The following is a 16,923-nucleotide window of genomic DNA, read 5'->3' as shown; positions in this document are numbered from 1 at the left end:
CGCCGTGAAAGCGTCCAAGTCCGCGCAGACGATGAAACCCGCCACCGCCGCCAAGAAACTGGGTGTCTACCTCGAGGCGACGCCGGAGGAGTTTCGCGCGGCGCCCATTTCGCGTGACCAACTTGCCCAATGGCGGGACAACCCGCCGGCGTGGTTACAAACGCTGCGCGCCGACGGCCCACATCCGCGCCCAGTGGTGGCGGCGAAACTCGGCGTCTCCATCGCCGGTCTGGCGCGAGGCGGCGTGACGCAGGCGCTGACCACGGCGGAGATCGAGGCGCTGCTGGCCGAACAACCCGAATGGCTGCGCCGCGAACGAGAGTCGCTGATCGAGGTCCGCCGCGAGGAAAAGCGGGTTCGCGAACAACGTGCCGCGGCGCGCGCCGAATCGAATCGGGAGCCACGGACGGCGCGACCGCCACACCAGCCGACCGACTGACTCATCTCACCCGGCGGTGACGGTCACGTCGTCGAAGACGATTTCGCCGGCCGCATCGGACTCCGCCACGTCGACGACGGCATCGATCGACCAGCCTTGGTCACCGGCCGGGTCATCCAGGACCTGACGAACCCGCCAGAACTCGCCGCCCGGCTGCGCCTGGAACAGCTTGGGCCCGCGCGCATTCGGTCCGGTGCCGATCGAGTCGTATTCAGCGAAGTAGTCCGCCAGCGCTGCTTCCCAATCCGGGCCAGGGCCCAGCTCGGACAATGCATCCCACCGTCGCAGCGCAGCAAGTTCGACACGGCGGAACATCGCATTGCGCACCAGCACCCGAAACGACCGCTCGTTGGCCGATATCGGCCGCTGTGTGGTTTCGGTGAAACTGGCCACCTCGGTATCGGTTTCGGCGCCCGGATCGGTGAGCTGCTCCCACTCGTCGAGCAGGCTGGAGTCGACCTGACGCACCAGCTCGCCGAGCCATTCGGTGATGTCGGCGAGTTCGTCGGTCCGCACCGATTCCGGGACGGTTCGCCGCAAGGCACGGTAGGAGTCGGCAAGGTAGCGCAACACCAAGCCCTCCGACCGCGTGAGGCCGTAGTGCGAGATCAGTTCGGCAAACGTCATGGACCGCTCGATCATGTCCCGCACCACCGACTTCGGTGCCGGTGCGAACTCCGATATCCACGGGTGGCCGCGGCGGTATATCTCGTAKGCCGGCTCCAGAATGTCCTGCAACGGTTTTGGCCAGGTCACGTCTTCGAGGAGCGCTATCCGCTCGTCGTAATCGAGACCCTCGGCCTTCATGCGTTCCACCGCCTCGCCGCGTGCAGCGTGCTGCTGGGCCATCAAGAGTTGGCGGGGGTCTTCGAGGGTAGCTTCGATCACCGACACGATGTCGAGGGTGTATGTCGGCGAATTCTCGTCCAGCAATTCCAAAGTCGCCAACGCGAAGGGGGACAGCGGCTGGTCCAGGGCGAAGTCGCGTTGCAGGTCGATGGTCAGCCGGGCGTGCCGGCCGGTCTCATCGGGAGCATCGAGTTGTTGCACCACGCCGGCGTCGCGGAGTCCGCGATACAACGCGATCGCGCGCAGGATGTGCCGCCGCTGCGCCGGGCGCGGTTCGTGGTTGTCTTCCAACAGATGGCGCATTGCGTCGAAGCAATTGCCCGGTCGGGCAATGACGTTGAGCAACATCGAGTTGGTGACGGCGAACTGTGACGTCAACGGTTCCGGTGCTGCGGCGACCAGCCGCTCGAAGGTTTGCTCGCTCCACGAAACCGTGCCCTCAGGGGCCTTCTTGCGCTGTACTTTTCGGCGCCTTTTCGGGTCGTCACCAGCTTTGGCAAGGGCTTTGGCGTTTTCGATCTCGTGCTCCGGTGCCTGCACCACCACGTTGCCGACCGTGTCGAAGCCGGCGCGCCCGGCGCGTCCGGCGATCTGATGGAACTCGCGGGCTTTCAGCTGCCGGGTGCGCACTCCGTCGTACTTGACTAGTCCGGTCAGCAGCACGGTGCGAATCGGGACGTTGATGCCCACGCCGAGCGTGTCGGTGCCGCAGATGACCTTCAGTAGGCCGTCTTGAGCGAGCTTCTCCACCAGCCGTCGATATTTCGGCAGCATCCCGGCGTGATGTACGCCGATGCCATGACGCACCAAGCGCGACAACGTCTTTCCAAACCCGGTGGTGAACCGGAACCCGCCGACGGCGGCAGCGATCGCGTCCTTTTCGGCACGATCGGCCAGGGCCAGGCTGGTCAACGCTTGCGCGCGTTCCAGTGCGGCGGCCTGGGTGAAGTGCACGACGTAGACCGGGGCCTGATGGGTGGTCGCCAGTTCCTCGATGGTCTCGGTGATGGAAGTCAGCGCGTACGAATAATGCAGCGGCACTGGACGTTGCGCCCCGGCAACCACCGCAGTCGAACGACCGGTACGCCGTTGGAGATCCTTGGCGAAGAAGTCGACGTCGCCCAGCGTCGCCGACATGAGCAGGAATTGGGCCCGGGGGAGCTCCAGCAGCGGCACCTGCCATGCCCACCCGCGATCCGGTTCGGCGTAGTAATGGAACTCGTCCATGACCACCTGACCGACATCGGCAGCCGGGCCCTCCCGCAATGCGAGGTTGGCGAGGATCTCCGCGGTCGCGCAAATGATCGGCGCGTCCGCATTCACAGCCGCGTCGCCGGTAACCATGCCGACGCGGTCGGCGCCGAAAACGTCACAGAGCGCGAAAAACTTCTCGCTCACCAGCGCTTTGATGGGCGCGGTGTAATACGACCGCTGGCCGCGAGCGAGAGCGGCAAAGTGTGCGCCGACCGCGACCATCGATTTACCGGAACCCGTTGGCGTCGCCAAAATCACGTTGGCGCCGGAGACCAACTCGATGAGCGCATCGTCCTGCGCCGGGTACAGCTCGTAGCCGCGTGCACGGGCCCACGCGGTGAAGGCGTCATACAGGTGGTCGGGGTCGGTAGTGCCGTCGCTGATCAGGGCGGGCAAGTGCACCGACACAGGCTAGCCGCGAGTCGCCGGTGGACCGTCAGCTGTCCCGGGCTGTGCTTGTTTGGCCGCGAAGCAGCTTTCAGCTGTCGCGGCCGGCGTTTGATTGGCCGCGAAGCAGCTTTCAGCTGTCGCGGCCGGCGTTTGATTGGCCGCGAAGCAGCTTTCAGCTGTCGCGGCCGGTGTCATAGCCGCCCTGCTCGGCCAGGAACCGTTCGAACTCGGCGCCGAGCTCCTCGCCGCTGGGCAGGCTGCCGTCACCGGCGAGCAAGCCGGACTGGCGCTCCTGCGCGGCGACGTAGCTGTCGTACTGCTGCTCCAGCGCGGTCACCACAGCCTCCACCTCGGCGTTGCCGTTGATGTGCTCGTTGACCTGCTCGCGAACCCGTGCGGCCGCCTCGCCGAGCGCGGCGAGCGGCAACTCGAGGCCGGCGTTCGAGCTGACGTTCTCGAGCAGCGTCTGCGCGGCCTCGGGATAGTCGGTCTGCGACAGGTAGTGCGGCACGTGCACCGAAAATCCGACGGACTCGTGACCATGCTGCGCCATCCGGAACTCGAGCAGCGACGACGCGCTGCCGGGCACCTGCAACTCGCCAACCCAGCCCTGGTAGTCGGAAATCAGTTCCTTGTTGCTCGCGTGCGCGGTCACCCCGAGCGGACGGGTGTGCGGGATCGCCATCGGAATTGCCGAGAGTCCGATTGTCCGGCGCACGCCGAGCTGCTCGGCAAGCAACCGCACGGCGGTGGTGAAGCGTTCCCACCGCAGGTCCGGCTCCATCCCGGCCAGCAGCAGGAACGGCGTCCCAACAGTGTCGCGCACCGCGTAGAGATTCAGCTCCGGCTCCTCGTAGTCGGAAAAGTGATCCGTCTTGAAAGTCATCGTCGGCCGGCGCGAGCGGTAGTCGAGTAGTTCATCGACATCGAAGGAGGCGACGAGTTCGGTCTCGAGGCTCTCGCGCAAGTGTTTGGTGGCGAGCCGCACCGCATGCCCGGCGTCGGTGAAGCCTTCGAGCCCGTGGATCAGGACCGGGCCGTCGCCATCGGCTGAGGACAGCTGCGGCGCCGGAAACTCCAGCTCGTACATCCTCGACTGATCGTCCATTGCGGACCCCTTTCGGCTTCGAACACCTTCCATTGTCGCTTATCGGTGCATGCTGCGGGCTCCTCGACCGACCACTGCTTGCCGAGCGCCCACGTGAGAGCCAACGTCACCGCCGGTTCGGTCATTCCCGGCATTTTCGGATGTATGTGCCGGCCCGGGGAAATCGGTGGGGAAATGCGCCGAAAATTCCCTCGATCGACGGCGTAGCCGCACGGAAGTCGATGCCGCAGATGGCAGAGTGGGCCGAGAAAGCACAGATCGGGGAGAGGCGAGTAGTCGTGACGTCAATACACCGTGGGTATTTCGGCTGCCGGATGACCGCTGTGGCAGCGGCCGTCATGCTGCCGGCCGCTCTGGCGTTGGCAGGTTGCTCCTCGGTGGTTTCGGGCACGGCGGTCGCCGCGAATTCGCAGGCCGGTTCGCTACACCACGTCGCCGCGTCCTTGTCGTCGCTGCTGCCAGCCCCGGGTGCTTTCCCCGCACCGTATACGGCCGTTGTGTTGCCGCCGCCGGCGGCTGCCGAGGCGGCCCACGACCTGGTCGGTATCGCCGCCGGAGCGACCGTCACGCCCCCGTCGTGCCAGCCACCGGCGCAGGATTACAGCGCCGATGGCACCGCGATCATCGTGGGCACCGACAACTCCACGCGTTCGACCATCACCATCGAATTGGCCCGGGTCACTGAACCGCTCTCCCAACGTCGGGACCAGCTGCGCGAATGCACGAAGGTGACGGTTCGCAAGAACGGAAACACCGCCACTCTGCGCAGCGAACTGACCCCGCCTCCGCCGATCGACGCCGATGACACCCTCGCGGTACGGCAGACCCTGACCTCCGGCAAGGCGGTCAAGCCGCTCAAGCAGTCGATGCTCAGTCTCGTGGCGCAGGTCGGCGACGTGCGAATCACCGCGACATTCATGACGTTTGGCAGCAATCGGCCCGATACCGCGACACTCGACCAGATCTTCACCGACGTCGTCGGCAAGGTCCGGCGCAGCTGACGCGGTGGGTCTTCGCCCTAGCACATGACGCCGACAGCTCAGGTCCGAACATCGTGACGTTGTCCACAGTGACCTACGCATTTGCCACTGATCCACAGGAAAAATAAAAGCCCAGGTCGAGCGGATCGAACCGGTGGACGGCTCGCGCACAGTTGGGCCATGACAACTTCTGCACCCTCTCCCGGTCCGGTCGACTCGCCGACGCGCGTACGGATCACCGATCCGGCGGACCTCATCGCCGCCGTTCCCGCCCTGCTCGGATTCGTACCGACGAACTCGGTGGTGCTGATCTGCATCGGCGGACCCAGTGGCGGTGGGGTCGGCACGGTGATGCGCCATGATCTTGTGCTGCCCAACTGGTATGAACCGGACCGCGCCGAGACGGACCCCGCGATGTCAGCGGCGCTCGAACGGTTCGCCGCAGTATGCGATGCGGAAAACGCGTCCAAGGCGCTTGTCGTCATCGTCGACGACTGCACGGATGTGCATATCGCGGTGCCTGTGTCCGGCGCAGCCGACTGGCACGACCGGGAAGAGATCGAGGGCATCGTGCGCCGCTGGATGCACGAAGACATCGTCGACGAGTTGGCGTATCTCCTCGACGCCTGTGGCACGAAGCTCATCGGCGCGCACGTGGTTTCGCAGATCGAAGCGGGCGCGCAATGGTGGAGTCTGGGCACAGACCCCCGCCGCGGTGTTCTGCCCGATCCCAATGCGTCCTTCGTGGCCGCGGCGCACGTGTTCGAAGGCCATCAGATACGGCGCAGTCGCGCGGATATCGCCGCGCAGCTCGATCCGGTGGACAGCCGCGAGACCGCCTTGGTCGCCGACCATCTCGACAAAGTTCTCGACTCGACTGTGCTCGCCATGGAACTTGCTGTGCAACGCGCGGACCCGCTTTCCTACGCGCGACGCCAACTGGAGCTGGTCCTGCGCCAGATTGCCAATCTCGAATCCGGGGCCAGACTGCTCGCGCCCGAAATCGCCGAACTTGGGGCCGCACTGACCAACACGAGCGTCCGGGACGCCTTGCTCGCGCTGAGCGTCGGCGACGCCGCCGAGGCGGCCGAACGGATGTTTCTGCTGCTGACCAGATCGCTGCCCGGCACCGCACGGGCGGCGGCGGCAACCCTGCTGGCCATGTGCGCGTACATCCGGGGTGACGGCCCGCTTGCCGGGGTGTCGCTCGAGGCCGCGCTCACCGCCGACCCGGAGTATCGGTTGGCCCGAATGCTCGATCAGGCACTGCAGTTGGGCATGCGGCCGGCAGTCATCCGAGAGACCGCCGTCGCCGGGTTCGCGGCGGCCGACGCGCTCGGTGTGCGGTTGCCGCCGGAGTGCTGATGCCCCGTCGGCTACGAGCCCGCCGCGTGCGCGCGGGGCCCGAGAGCGAGCAGGTAATCCCATGCGTCGCTGACGATCTCATCGAGATCGGTGTGTTGTGGGCGCCATCCGAGTTCCGCGATCGCCCGTTCACTGGATGCGATGAGCACCGCGGGATCGCCGGCGCGCCGCGGCGCGTCGACGGCATTGATCGGTTTGCCGGTGACGCGTTGGCAGGCGGTGATCACCTCACGCACCGAAAACCCGGCCCCGCTGCCGAGGTTGTAGATGCGGTGGGTCCCGGGCTCAGCGGACTCCAGCGCGAGGATGTGCGCGTCGGCGAGGTCGCGGATGTGGATGTAGTCGCGGATCGCCGTGCCGTCCTTGGTCGGCCAGTCAGTGCCGAACACCGACACCTTATCCCGGTAGCCGGCGGCGACCTGGAGGACCAACGGAATCAAATGTGTTTCCACGACCCGGTTTTCGCCGAAGCCCGCATAGGCGCCGGCAACGTTGAAATACCGCAGGCTGGTGGCGGCAAGCCGATGGGCCACGGCGTAGGAGGTAATGGCGTGATCGATGGCGAGCTTGCTCGCCCCGTAGGGGTTGGTGGGCCGGGTCGGTGCCTGCTCGGTGATCGGCGACTGCTCGGGCTCTCCGTAGGTCGCGGCGGTAGAGGAAAAGACGAGCCGTGGTGTGCCGCTGATGCGGATAGCTTCGAGCAACGTCAGCGTTTTGACCACATTGCCGTGCCAGTACTTCTCCGGCTCGACCACCGATTCGCCCACCAGGGACTGCGCTGCGAAATGCAAGACCCCGTCGAAGGACTCACTCGCCAGCAACTCGGGTGCTACCTCGGCGATGTCGCCCTCGAGGAACCGGGCGCCCTGCGGCACCGCGTCGCGGTTCCCGGTGGACAGGTCATCGATCACTGCCACTTCGTGCCCCGACTCCAGCAGCACCTGTGCGCAGACACTGCCGACATAGCCGGCGCCGCCGGTTACCAGCAACTTCATTGTCGAACTCCCTCCACTGCCCGGCCCCGCATGCCGGGCGGGGGGACCTCGTCAGACCGTCTTCACCTGCACGGCGTGTGCCATTTCCTCCGGCAACTCGAAGTCGTCGTGCCCGGGGACGGTGATTACCACTGTGCCCGCGCGATTCTCGACGGTAACCCGGGCATCCGGCACCACGCCGGCTTCGCGCAGGCGGCCGATGACCGCTGGTTCCGTCTGAATGTGTTCAGCCAACCGCCGCACGACGACGGCCGTCGGCTTGTCGGCCGGCAGGTCGCTCAGCCGCACCAGGTCTTCCCGGTTGCCGTCGTCGCGGATCAGGCCGAGGTCGGCGAGACCGGGAATGGGGTTGCCGTACGGGGACGTGGTGGGATGGTTGAGGACCTCGACGAGGCGGCGCTCGACCTCCTCGCTCATCACATGTTCCCAGCGGCAGGCCTCCGCGTGCACCTGCTCCCACTCGAGGCCGATGATGTCGACCAGCAACCGCTCGGCAAGCCGGTGCTTGCGCATGACCGCGACGGCGAGGCTGCGGCCCTTGTCGGTGAGCTCCAGGTGGCGATCTCCGGCGACCTGCAGCAGTCCGTCACGTTCCATCCGGGCAACCGTCTGGCTCACCGTCGGCCCGCTCTGCTCGAGGCGCTCGGCGATGCGGGCCCGCAATGGGACCACACCCTCTTCCTCGAGGTCGTAGATGGTCCGGAGATACATCTCCGTGGTATCCACCAGATCCTTCACCCTCACACCCCTTCGTCACCGCGAGATTCTACCGGTCGATATTTGTCTCAGCGCACGCTGACCACGCGATTCGCTCCGGTGTCATCGCAGAGTGCAACGATGCCTCCGCGGCAAAACTTCCCGCGGCAACACCGATATCGATCGGAGCGGTCACTGGGCGGCAGACCGTCGCAAGCAACTAGGTTGGGTGTTATGGCAGCTTCGCCACCACGACCTCACACCGCCGCCGACCATGCGGTGGTGTGGAGCCGTTCCTATCTGGACTACACCTGGACCCCTGGTCACCCGATGAATCCGGCACGCCTGGACCTCACGATGGCCCTGGCCCGAGAGATCGGTCTCCTGGAGGGCGTCGAGGTCATCGAACCCACTCCGGCGACCGACGCGGAGTTGCTGCGAATTCACAGCCCCGCGTACGTGAATGCCGTCCGGCATGCCCGCCAGCCGCCGGGCGAACCGCTGAACCCGCCTTACGGGTTGGGTTCCCCCGACAATCCGGTGTTCGCCGGCATGCATGAGGCCGCGTCCGTCATTTCCGGTGGCACACTGTGCGCGGCAAGGGAAATTGCAGCCGGCCGAACCCGTCGTGCGGTGAGCATCGGCGGTGGAATGCACCACGCGATGCCGGCCGCGGCGTCTGGGTTCTGCGTGTACAACGACGTGGCGATAGCGATTTCCTGGTTGCTCGACAACGGGTTCGATCGGATTGCCTACGTCGACGTGGATGTGCACCACGGCGACGGAGTGCAGCACGCCTTCGCCGCAGATCCGCGGGTGCTGACCGTTTCGATCCACCAGCATCCGGCGACGCTGTGGCCCAACACCGGGTGGGCGACAGATGTGGGGTTGGCGCCGGCGGAGGGCACTGCCATCAACCTGCCGCTGCTGCCGGGAACGTCGGACGCCTTGTGGCTGCGCGCTTTTCATGCCGTGGTCCCGGGTGCGATCGGTGCTTTTCGGCCGCAGATCCTCATCAGTCAATGCGGGGTCGACACGCATCGCGAAGACCCACTGGCGGACCTGGCGCTGACGGTGGACGGCCAGCGCGCGGCATTTTTGGCGATGCGGGACCTGGCGGACCGCCACTGTGAAGGACGGTGGCTGGCTGTGGGCGGCGGTGGCTACGGACTGGTCCGGGTTGTGCCCAGGTCGTGGACACACCTGATTGCCGCCGCACTCGATAAGGACATCGATCCGGCTGCGGCGGTGCCGCGCACATGGCGGGAACGCGTGGGCGCGATGGCGCCGACCGTGTCTATTCCCGACCGGATGGGGGAGGACGGCGACACGAACTTCCGGCCGTGGGACGGACCGGGCGGCGCTCCCGAGTTATCGGATGCACGCTCGAACAACGCGCTGCGGCAAGTAGATTCGGCAATACTGGCCACTCGCCGCGCGGCGTTTCCGTTGCTCGGCCTCGACCCGGACGATCCTCGTGACTGAAACACTGGATTACCCGCAACGCTGGGAATCGGACGTACTCGCCTCTGACGGCGGTGTGGTGCATCTGCGGCCGATCACTCCGGCCGACGCCGACGCGCTGGTCGAGTTTCACAGTGGACTCTCCGAGCGGACCCGCTACCTGCGCTACTTCGGGCCCTATCCGACGATGTCGGCGCGCGATCTCGAGCGCGCCACTCACGTTGACCACCGCGACCGGGTGGCGTTGATCGCGCTGCTCGGCGGGCGCATCATCGCGGTCGGTATCTATGAGCGACTTCCCGACAGCGCAGGTAACCGCTCTGCCGAGGTCGCTTTCGTCGTCGCGGACGCCCATCAGGGACGCGGACTCGGCTCGATCCTGCTCGAGCATCTCGCTGCCATGGCCGCCGAAAACGGGATCGAATACTTCGTCGCCGAGGTGCTCGCCGAAAACCGCCAGATGATCACCGTGTTCCGGGAGGCGGGCTACCAGATCAGCCGCAGCCGAGACGGCACGGTATTGCACCTCGAGTTCGCCATCGACCCGACGGAAGCGCTGGTCTCCGTACGCAATTCGCGCGAACGCGCGTCGGAGGCTCGTAGCGTGCGCAACCTGCTGGCCCCGGGGTCCGTCGCGGTGATCGGTGCTTCGCGCAACCCCGCCAAGGTGGGTGCGGTCGTGCTGAATAATCTGCTGGACGCCGGTTTCACCGGGCCGGTGTTTCCGGTCCATCCGACGCATCGTTCGATCCGCGGAGTGCGTGCCTATCCGACCGTGCGCGAGATACCCGATGACGTCGACCTGGCCGTGATTGCCGTGCCCGCCTCGAAGATCGATTCGGTGCTCGACGACTGCATGGCCAAGGGCGTCAAAGGTCTCGTGGTCCTGACCGCCGGGTTCGCAGAGTCGGGACCGGACGGCGCGGCCGCCGAGCGGCGACTCGTCGCGTCGGTTCGCGATCACGGTATGCGGTTGGTGGGGCCGAACGCGCTGGGAATCGTCAATCTGGATCCCGAGGTCGGCCTCAACGCCTCGCTCGCGCCGATCCTGCCGGGGCGGGGCCGGATCGGGTTCTTTTGCCAGTCCGGACCGTTGGGCGCGTCGATATTGGGTCAGGCGGCGTTGCGGGGGCTGGGTCTGTCGGTGTTCGTATCCGCCGGCAACCGTGCCGACCTGTCCGGCAACGATCTGCTGCAGTACTGGGACTCCGATCCCGAGACCGACGTGGTGCTGTTGTACCTGGAAAGCGTGGGCAATCCGCGCAAGTTCTCCCGGATCTCCCGGCGGCTCGCACGGTCGAAGCCGATCGTCGCAGTCCGCAGCGGACGCGGCGGCGTGTGGCTGTCGGCCGAACCCCCGCCGTTGCAGATGTCCGCGCCGATCATGCGAGACCTCTTCGCCCAGGCCGGGATCATCCAGGTCGATTCCGTGGTCGAGTTGTTCGATTGCGCCGCCTTGCTCGAGCACCAACCGCTGCCCGCCGGACGACGGATTGCGGTGATCAGCAACAGTGCGGCGCTGGCATGGTTGGCCATCGACGCCGCGGGCATCGAGGGGCTCGAGGTCACCGAGCCGGTCAATCTCGGCCCCACGGCCACGCCGGCGGATTTCGAGGCCGCGGTGCGGAGCGCGATGGCGCTGCCGACGGTGGACTCGATCGTGGTGATCTTTGCGCCGCCCGTGCCGGTCCCGCTCGAACCGTACGGCGCTGCCCTGCGCGCCGGAGCGCTCGAAGGCGGCAAACCAGTCTTGTCTACTTTCCTTGCAGCCGAAGGGCTTCCGCAGGCGTTGGCCACCGTCGATGCGAACGGCGCAGCAGCCTGGGGGTCGATCCCGTCCTACCCCGACCCGGGCAGCGGGGTGCGGGCGCTGGGCCGGATCGCCCGCTACGCCGCTTGGCGCGACCGACCGGTGTCCAAGACCGTCCGGCCCGCGGGGATCGACATGGACATGGCGCGGCGACTGGTTGCGGAATGGCTCGCCGAGGCGCCGACCGGTGAATGGCTCAGCGACGAGCGGGTGGTCACGTTGCTCGGCTGCTACGGCATCGACATCGTGGCGTTCAGGCCGGCCGAATCCGCCGAGCAGGCCGTCGCCGCCGCTGCTGAACTGGGCTATCCGGTCGCCGTCAAGGCGACGGGTCCGCAGTGGCGATCTCGCCCGGACCTGCAGGGCGTGCGGTTGGACCTGTCGACTCCAGACGGGGTGCGCGAGGCATATGCCGACCTTGCGTCGGTGTCGGACAACCCGCTGGTCCACGTGCAGCGCATGGCCACCAAAGGCGTCGGTTGCGTGGTGCGCGTTGCCGACGACCCGTCGTTCGGGTCGGTGATGACCTTTGGGTTGTCAGGAGTGATGGACCTGCTCGGCGACCGGGTATATCGGGCGCTGCCCCTCACCGAGGACGAGGTCGCCGAGATGGTGGAGGCACCGCGGGCGGCGCCCTTGCTGTCCGGGTATCGCGGTGAAGCGCCGGTCGACAAGTCGGCGCTGCGAGATCTGTTGCGGCGGATCTCGGCGCTCGCCGTCGACCTTCCTGAAGTCCGCGAACTCGCGTGTGAGCCCGTGCACGTCTCGCCGTCGGGGATTGAACCGCTGTATGCGCGCATCCGGATCGGACCCGAACCGAGCAGGCCGGACACCGGGCCCCGCCGCCTGCGCTGAGCAAGGTCTCGGAGACGGCAACGGCGCCGGACCCGTACAGTCCGGCGCCGTCGATCCAATCGATTCAGCTCGCGTAGGAGCGCAACCGCTCGGCGCGTTCGCCCTTGCGCAGCTTGGCCATCACCTCACGCTCGATCTGGCGCACCCGCTCGCGCGACAGGCCGAACATCTTGCCGATCTGGTCGAGGGTCCGCGGCTGCCCGTCGTCCAAACCGAACCGCAGCCGGATGACCTGCTGCTCGCGCTCGTCGAGCGTGGCCAGCACCGTGCGCACGTCGTGGTGCAACAGGCCGGCGATCACGGCGCTCTCCGCCGACGTGGCTTCGGAGTCCTCGATGAAGTCACCCAGTGGAGCTTCTTCGTCGTTACCGACGGGCATATCCAGGCTTACCGGATCCCGGCTGTGGTCGAGCAGATCGGAAATCTTGTGTACCGGGATGCCGGACTCGACCGACAGTTCCTCATCGGTCGCCTCGCGGCCGAGTTGCTGGTGCAGTTCTCGCTTGATCCGCGCGAGCTTGTTGACCTGCTCCACGAGGTGGACAGGCAGCCGGATGGTGCGACTCTGGTCCGCCATTCCGCGGGTGATCGCCTGGCGGATCCACCAGGTGGCGTAGGTGGAGAACTTGAATCCCTTTGAGTAGTCGAACTTCTCCATGGCCCGGATCAGTCCGAGGTTGCCTTCCTGGATGAGGTCCAGCAGTGGCATACCGCGGCCGGTGTAGCGCTTGGCCAGCGAGACGACCAGACGCAGGTTGGCCTCGAGCAGGTGGGCACGGGCCGCCTGGCCCTCGCGGACGATGATCGCCAGGTCCCTTTTGCGGGCCGCGGTCAACCGCTTGCCCGTTTCCAGCACATGCTGGGCGTAGAGCCCCGCCTCGATGCGCTTGGCCAGTTCGACCTCTTCCTCCGCGGAGAGCAGGGCGGTACGGCCGATGCCATTCAGGTACACGCGTACCAAATCGGCAGCGGGGCTCTGGGCGTCGAGGTCGGATTCGCTGGGGCGCATACGAGTGGTGGTGGGGCGGGTCATTACGTGCCTCCCTGGGTTGGGCGCAGTGTTGCTGTATCACTCAGAACAACGGTCACACCACTGGAATAGTTCCCGCTGTGGCATTCCTCAAACCCTCGGCAAACCCCATTGACCTGGGGTTTTACGGCTCCGCGCCTGAGAAGATGCTAAGAACCCGCGGCGCTGCGGAACCTTGGGCGCAGCGCCGGCAAATCACGCCGGTTCGACCAGTCCATGCCGGATCAGCGCATCGACTGCAGCGCCGGCATCGTGCCGCCACTGCGGTGTCGGTGCATCGCCCGCGAACGCGAGGGCAACCACGTCGATCAATGTGTCCAACGCCGGTCCGTCGGGCCGTATTCCACCGACCAGCGCGGCGATCGCGTCGTCGACTTCGTGCTGCCAGCGCGGGCCGTCTCCGCGATGCAGGCGGGTGACCACTCGTTCCCAGCCGTCAGCGCCGGGAACGGACACCTGCTCCAAAGCGGTCGCCGGATGCACCCGCAAACGGCCGTCGTGCGCGGGGTGCTCGCGCAGCCACTGTGATCGCCGGAAATACCCGGGCACCTCGGCGCCGAGCGGGGCGTCGTAGGCGTGCGACGCCTCCTCGGCGACTACCTCGGTCGGGCCGTCGATCCGGCGCAGGAACACGTGACCGAAACCAATTCCCGCCACGCTGTTCGCCGAAAAATGCGCCAACCACTGCTCGGCACGGTGTTGCGCCTGCGGGTCGACGGGATCCATACCGGCATCGCGCAGCCAGGTACCGACATACAGCGCCGGATCGGCAACGTCGCGCTGCAGGATCCAGGCATCGACGCCGTAGTCAGGTAGCCAGGACGCCACCCGCTCACGCCAATCCTGACCGTCCACATGCACCCAGGACGCCAACAGCGTGGCGACTCCGTCCGGCGCGAGGAGGTCGGGGACCGAGGACACCACGCGTTCACTCGCCCCGTCGAGATCGAGGCCGGAATCGCGATAGGTGTGCTCGACTCGCGCAGGCCCGACGACGAAGGGCGGGTTGGACACAATGCGGTCGAAGCGCCGGCCAGCGACGGGAGTGGTCCACGGTCCCTGGGTCAGTTCGAAGGACAGTCCATTCAGCGCGGCGGTGGCCGCGGTCAAGCTCAGGGCGCGGGGGTTGATGTCGGTGGCGGTGACCCGTTGGGCGTAGTCGGCCGCGTGCACGGCCTGCACGCCGCATCCGGTGCCCAGGTCGAGTGCCGATTCGACGGGATCGATCGGAGTTGCGCGTAACAGTGACAGTGACGCGTGCCCCACGCCGAGGACATGGTCAGCTTCGATGGTGCGTCGGCGCATGCTGCCGTCGAGGTCGGAGACGATCCACCGGTCGCCGGACCCGAGGTCGAGCGGGCGCACATCCAGCGCCGCCCGCACTTGATCACCCTCGACATCGAGCAGTCCGGCGGCGACGGCCTCGTCCAGATCCAGCGGAGCGAGCGCGGCGGCGACCTCCGCCCGCGGGCAGTCGTCAGCAAGCAGGAACAGCCGGATCAGGGTGCCCAGTTCACCGGCGTCCCGGCTGGCGCGCCGTACCGGCACCGGTTCGGACCGGCCCAGGGCGGCATGTACGTCGGGCCCCAGAACCTCGAGCAATGTGTCGGCGGTGTAGTCGGCGTGCGTCAACGCCTCGCGCAACGGGTGGCAGAGGTCAACGAGTGCACTATCGACGCGCGGCGGCATGGCTAAATCCTTACCATCGCCGCGCGGGTTCGCCCCGAGCTAGCCGGAGGAGCCGTCGATGGTCTCGTGCGGACCTTCGATTTCGTGCCCGAATTCCGTGTGCGCCGACTGCGGCCGGTAGCGGCTGGGCTCGTCGGCTCGCCGCGGTGGGCGGTCGTTGGCAATCAGCACCGCGATCCAGGGCAACGGCACCGACACGGCCAGAATGGCGATCGCAATCAGGCCGTTCTGAAACTCGCTGTAAACGATTCCGGCGATGATCAGCGCGGGAATCCGGAATGCCATGAGGATCGTGTACTTGCGGACACGGTCGTGGCGCTCCTGCTCGATCGACTTCGGCGCGCCCGTGATGAGAGCGGGATGACGTGGGGTTCCGATCTCTTCGGGTTCACCGAACGACGCCGCACGTGCCATACATCCACTCTGTCACTCCGTGGGCGGGGTGTCACTGTCGCCCCCGCTGGACGGGTCCAACACCGCTACGGCGGCCGGATATGTTGCATCATGGATACGTGAGTACCGACACCAAGCTGCGCCCGGATACGACCACGGATGAGTCGACCGGTTCGGACACGCCGAAGTTCTTCCACTACGTCAAGAAGAACAAGATCGCCGAGAGCGCGGTCATGGGCACGCACGTCGTTGCGTTGTGTGGCGAGGTGTTTCCGGTCACTCGTTCGGCCAAGCCCGGATCGCCGGTGTGCCCGGAGTGCAAGAAGATTTACGACGGGTTGCGCAAGGGCGAGTGACGCACACCCGCGGCGGGGCGTCTTATCGGTTCGGTCGGTTCGTCGGCCACTTCTGAATCATCGCTGTCCTCGTCGCCCGAATCACCACGGGTCACGGCCCGCGCGACCTTGATCGGTCCGGTGGCAATCTTGCGGGCGATATCGGTGACCGGCGCGATCACGGGGGTGCCCTCGGCAGCCTGGGTGGCCAGCCACTCCTTCATCTGATCCATCCGGGTGGCACGCGCCGGCCAGAACTCCTGAATGGTGGCGTTGAACTCGGCCCCGAGAATCACCGCGAATCCGAGAAAGAACGCGAACAGCAAGAAGGCGATCGGCGTCGCCAGCGCTCCATAGCTGATGCCGCCCCGGGCGACCCAGGCCAGGTAGCGCCGCAGAATGTAGCTGGCGACCATGAAGAACACGCCGGCCAGCAGCGCGCCGCCGAGCAACCGGTGCCAGGGCAGCGATTTGTGCAGGGCGGTCTTGTACAGCGTGGTCAGCCCGATGATCAGCAGCAGGCCGACGCCGGGGTAGTAGAAGTAGTCGAGCAATTGCGATCCGACGGCAAACCACGTATCGGGCAGGGCTCGGCCGATCAGCGTCGGCCCCAGCGCGACGATCGGCAGGATCAACACGGCCGCGATCAAGAACATGACGTAGAGCAACAGGGCGAAGATGCGCTGCCACACGGGATGCCGTGCGTCCTGCTGACCGTGTGCATCGACGATCGAGTCGACGAAAGTCGACATGGCGGATGAGCCGGCCCACAACGACAGCACGAATCCCAGCGACATGACCTCGGCCCGGCCACGTTGTAGCACGTCGGCGACGGTCGGCTGGATCAGCTGGTCGACCACACTCTGACTGAACGCGTCCCGGCTGAACGAGATGATCCGGTGCTGAATGATGTCGAGCGTGTCCGGCCCGAACCAGTTGCCGACATAGCCGAGGCTGCCCAGCAGCCCGAGCAGCAGCGGCGGAAGCGACAGTGTTTGCCAGAAGGCCGCTGCGGCCGACTTGGTGAAGATCGAGTCGCTCCACGCCTTGTCCGCGGTGCGGAAGATCAGTCTGCCGGTCTGTCGCAGATGCCGCAGGTGCTGTTTACCGGGCACGGGCGCATCGGACTGCGGGGGAACAGTGTTGCCCCGTTCGAACTCATCCGAATGCGTTTCCATGGTGCATACAGCATCCCTGACAATCGACCGCTCACCGGCTTCGGCACGCCAGTGTCGTCACGTGATGCCGCTCGCTGCTCAGTGTGCCACGTG

General features: G+C 66.5%; 14 protein-coding genes. 6 read left to right on the top strand and 8 right to left on the bottom strand.

The window, feature by feature from the left end:
* Nucleotides 1-4 precede the first annotated feature (4 nt).
* Nucleotides 5-439 carry a DUF5997 family protein gene (locus FOS14_RS16940; RefSeq protein ID WP_143771989.1) on the top strand — a complete coding sequence of 145 codons (435 nt, stop codon included), beginning with the start codon at nucleotides 5-7 and terminating at the stop codon, nucleotides 437-439.
* A 6-nt stretch (nucleotides 440-445) separates the two neighbouring features.
* Here the strand turns inward: FOS14_RS16940 and FOS14_RS16935 are convergent, their stop codons facing one another.
* Together FOS14_RS16935 and FOS14_RS16930 are read right to left on the bottom strand one after the other, a co-directional pair.
* Nucleotides 446-2,944, bottom strand: a complete 2,499-nt coding sequence (locus FOS14_RS16935) for a DEAD/DEAH box helicase (protein WP_185981811.1) — start codon at nucleotides 2,942-2,944, stop codon at nucleotides 446-448.
* 160 nt (nucleotides 2,945-3,104) lie between these two features.
* Nucleotides 3,105-4,040, bottom strand: a complete 936-nt coding sequence (locus tag FOS14_RS16930; RefSeq protein ID WP_143771988.1) for a proteasome assembly chaperone family protein — start codon at nucleotides 4,038-4,040, stop codon at nucleotides 3,105-3,107.
* Between the two features lie 278 nt (nucleotides 4,041-4,318).
* Between FOS14_RS16930 and FOS14_RS16925 the strand changes: the two genes are divergently transcribed.
* Both FOS14_RS16925 and FOS14_RS16920 read left to right on the top strand, forming a co-directional pair.
* Nucleotides 4,319-5,041: a sensor domain-containing protein gene (locus FOS14_RS16925; RefSeq protein WP_255450407.1), complete on the top strand. Its 723-nt coding sequence runs from the start codon at nucleotides 4,319-4,321 to the stop codon at nucleotides 5,039-5,041.
* 159 nt (nucleotides 5,042-5,200) lie between these two features.
* The gene (locus FOS14_RS16920; RefSeq protein ID WP_143771987.1) at nucleotides 5,201-6,385 is read left to right on the top strand and encodes a DUF4192 domain-containing protein; all 1,185 of its coding nucleotides are present in this window, start codon (nucleotides 5,201-5,203) and stop codon (nucleotides 6,383-6,385) included.
* Between the two features lie 11 nt (nucleotides 6,386-6,396).
* Here the strand turns inward: FOS14_RS16920 and galE are convergent, their stop codons facing one another.
* Both galE and FOS14_RS16910 read right to left on the bottom strand, forming a co-directional pair.
* Nucleotides 6,397-7,380: a UDP-glucose 4-epimerase GalE gene (galE, locus tag FOS14_RS16915; RefSeq protein ID WP_143771986.1), complete on the bottom strand. Its 984-nt coding sequence runs from the start codon at nucleotides 7,378-7,380 to the stop codon at nucleotides 6,397-6,399.
* Between the two features lie 51 nt (nucleotides 7,381-7,431).
* Nucleotides 7,432-8,118, bottom strand: coding sequence for a metal-dependent transcriptional regulator (locus FOS14_RS16910; protein WP_143771985.1), 687 nt, complete (start codon nucleotides 8,116-8,118; stop codon nucleotides 7,432-7,434).
* A 192-nt stretch (nucleotides 8,119-8,310) separates the two neighbouring features.
* Here FOS14_RS16910 and FOS14_RS16905 point away from each other — a divergent pair, with 192 nt between their 5' ends.
* Nucleotides 8,311-9,561 (top strand): acetoin utilization protein AcuC, encoded by a 1,251-nt coding sequence (locus tag FOS14_RS16905; protein WP_143771984.1) that lies wholly within the window; start codon nucleotides 8,311-8,313, stop codon nucleotides 9,559-9,561.
* Nucleotides 9,554-12,205 carry a bifunctional GNAT family N-acetyltransferase/acetate--CoA ligase family protein gene (locus tag FOS14_RS16900; protein ID WP_255450406.1) on the top strand — a complete coding sequence of 884 codons (2,652 nt, stop codon included), beginning with the start codon at nucleotides 9,554-9,556 and terminating at the stop codon, nucleotides 12,203-12,205. The genes FOS14_RS16905 and FOS14_RS16900 overlap by 8 nt, the downstream gene beginning before the upstream one ends.
* Before the next feature lie 64 nt (nucleotides 12,206-12,269).
* Here the strand turns inward: FOS14_RS16900 and FOS14_RS16895 are convergent, their stop codons facing one another.
* The 3 genes from FOS14_RS16895 to FOS14_RS16885 form a co-directional block, all read right to left on the bottom strand.
* A complete protein-coding gene (locus FOS14_RS16895) occupies nucleotides 12,270-13,238 on the bottom strand; it encodes a sigma-70 family RNA polymerase sigma factor (RefSeq protein WP_143771982.1) in 969 nt (322 codons plus the stop codon).
* A gap of 192 nt (nucleotides 13,239-13,430) precedes the next feature.
* Complete coding sequence (locus FOS14_RS16890) at nucleotides 13,431-14,924, bottom strand: methyltransferase (RefSeq protein ID WP_143771981.1); 1,494 nt, start codon at nucleotides 14,922-14,924, stop codon at nucleotides 13,431-13,433.
* A gap of 39 nt (nucleotides 14,925-14,963) precedes the next feature.
* Nucleotides 14,964-15,338 carry a DUF3099 domain-containing protein gene (locus FOS14_RS16885; RefSeq protein ID WP_143771980.1) on the bottom strand — a complete coding sequence of 125 codons (375 nt, stop codon included), beginning with the start codon at nucleotides 15,336-15,338 and terminating at the stop codon, nucleotides 14,964-14,966.
* A gap of 98 nt (nucleotides 15,339-15,436) precedes the next feature.
* Between FOS14_RS16885 and FOS14_RS16880 the strand changes: the two genes are divergently transcribed.
* Nucleotides 15,437-15,673 carry a DUF3039 domain-containing protein gene (locus FOS14_RS16880; protein WP_255450405.1) on the top strand — a complete coding sequence of 79 codons (237 nt, stop codon included), beginning with the start codon at nucleotides 15,437-15,439 and terminating at the stop codon, nucleotides 15,671-15,673.
* Here FOS14_RS16880 and FOS14_RS16875 read toward each other — a convergent pair.
* Nucleotides 15,646-16,722: a YihY/virulence factor BrkB family protein gene (locus tag FOS14_RS16875; RefSeq protein ID WP_370512248.1), complete on the bottom strand. Its 1,077-nt coding sequence runs from the start codon at nucleotides 16,720-16,722 to the stop codon at nucleotides 15,646-15,648. The two genes, FOS14_RS16880 and FOS14_RS16875, sit on opposite strands and share 28 nt — an antisense overlap.
* Between the last annotated feature and the right edge of the window lie 201 nt (nucleotides 16,723-16,923).

Origin of the sequence: Skermania sp. ID1734, from assembly GCF_007489285.1 — a bacterium.
In the GTDB taxonomy this organism is placed as follows: Bacteria; Actinomycetota; Actinomycetes; order Mycobacteriales; family Mycobacteriaceae; genus ID1734.
Note: the sequence above shows the minus strand (reverse complement) of the source record. Positions and strands in the feature narration are given on the sequence as shown.

What these genes read in the sequence shown, in the direction of transcription:
- FOS14_RS16890 (WP_143771981.1), bottom strand. Translation starts at nt 14,924, where the DNA reads ATGCCGCCGCGCGTCGATAGTGCACTCGTTGACCTCTGCCACCCGTTG.
- FOS14_RS16895 (WP_143771982.1), bottom strand. Translation starts at nt 13,238, where the DNA reads ATGACCCGCCCCACCACCACTCGTATGCGCCCCAGCGAATCCGACCTC.
- FOS14_RS16930 (WP_143771988.1), bottom strand. Translation starts at nt 4,040, where the DNA reads ATGGACGATCAGTCGAGGATGTACGAGCTGGAGTTTCCGGCGCCGCAG.
- FOS14_RS16885 (WP_143771980.1), bottom strand. Translation starts at nt 15,338, where the DNA reads ATGGCACGTGCGGCGTCGTTCGGTGAACCCGAAGAGATCGGAACCCCA.
- FOS14_RS16920 (WP_143771987.1), top strand. Translation starts at nt 5,201, where the DNA reads ATGACAACTTCTGCACCCTCTCCCGGTCCGGTCGACTCGCCGACGCGC.
- galE (WP_143771986.1), bottom strand. Translation starts at nt 7,380, where the DNA reads ATGAAGTTGCTGGTAACCGGCGGCGCCGGCTATGTCGGCAGTGTCTGC.
- FOS14_RS16905 (WP_143771984.1), top strand. Translation starts at nt 8,311, where the DNA reads ATGGCAGCTTCGCCACCACGACCTCACACCGCCGCCGACCATGCGGTG.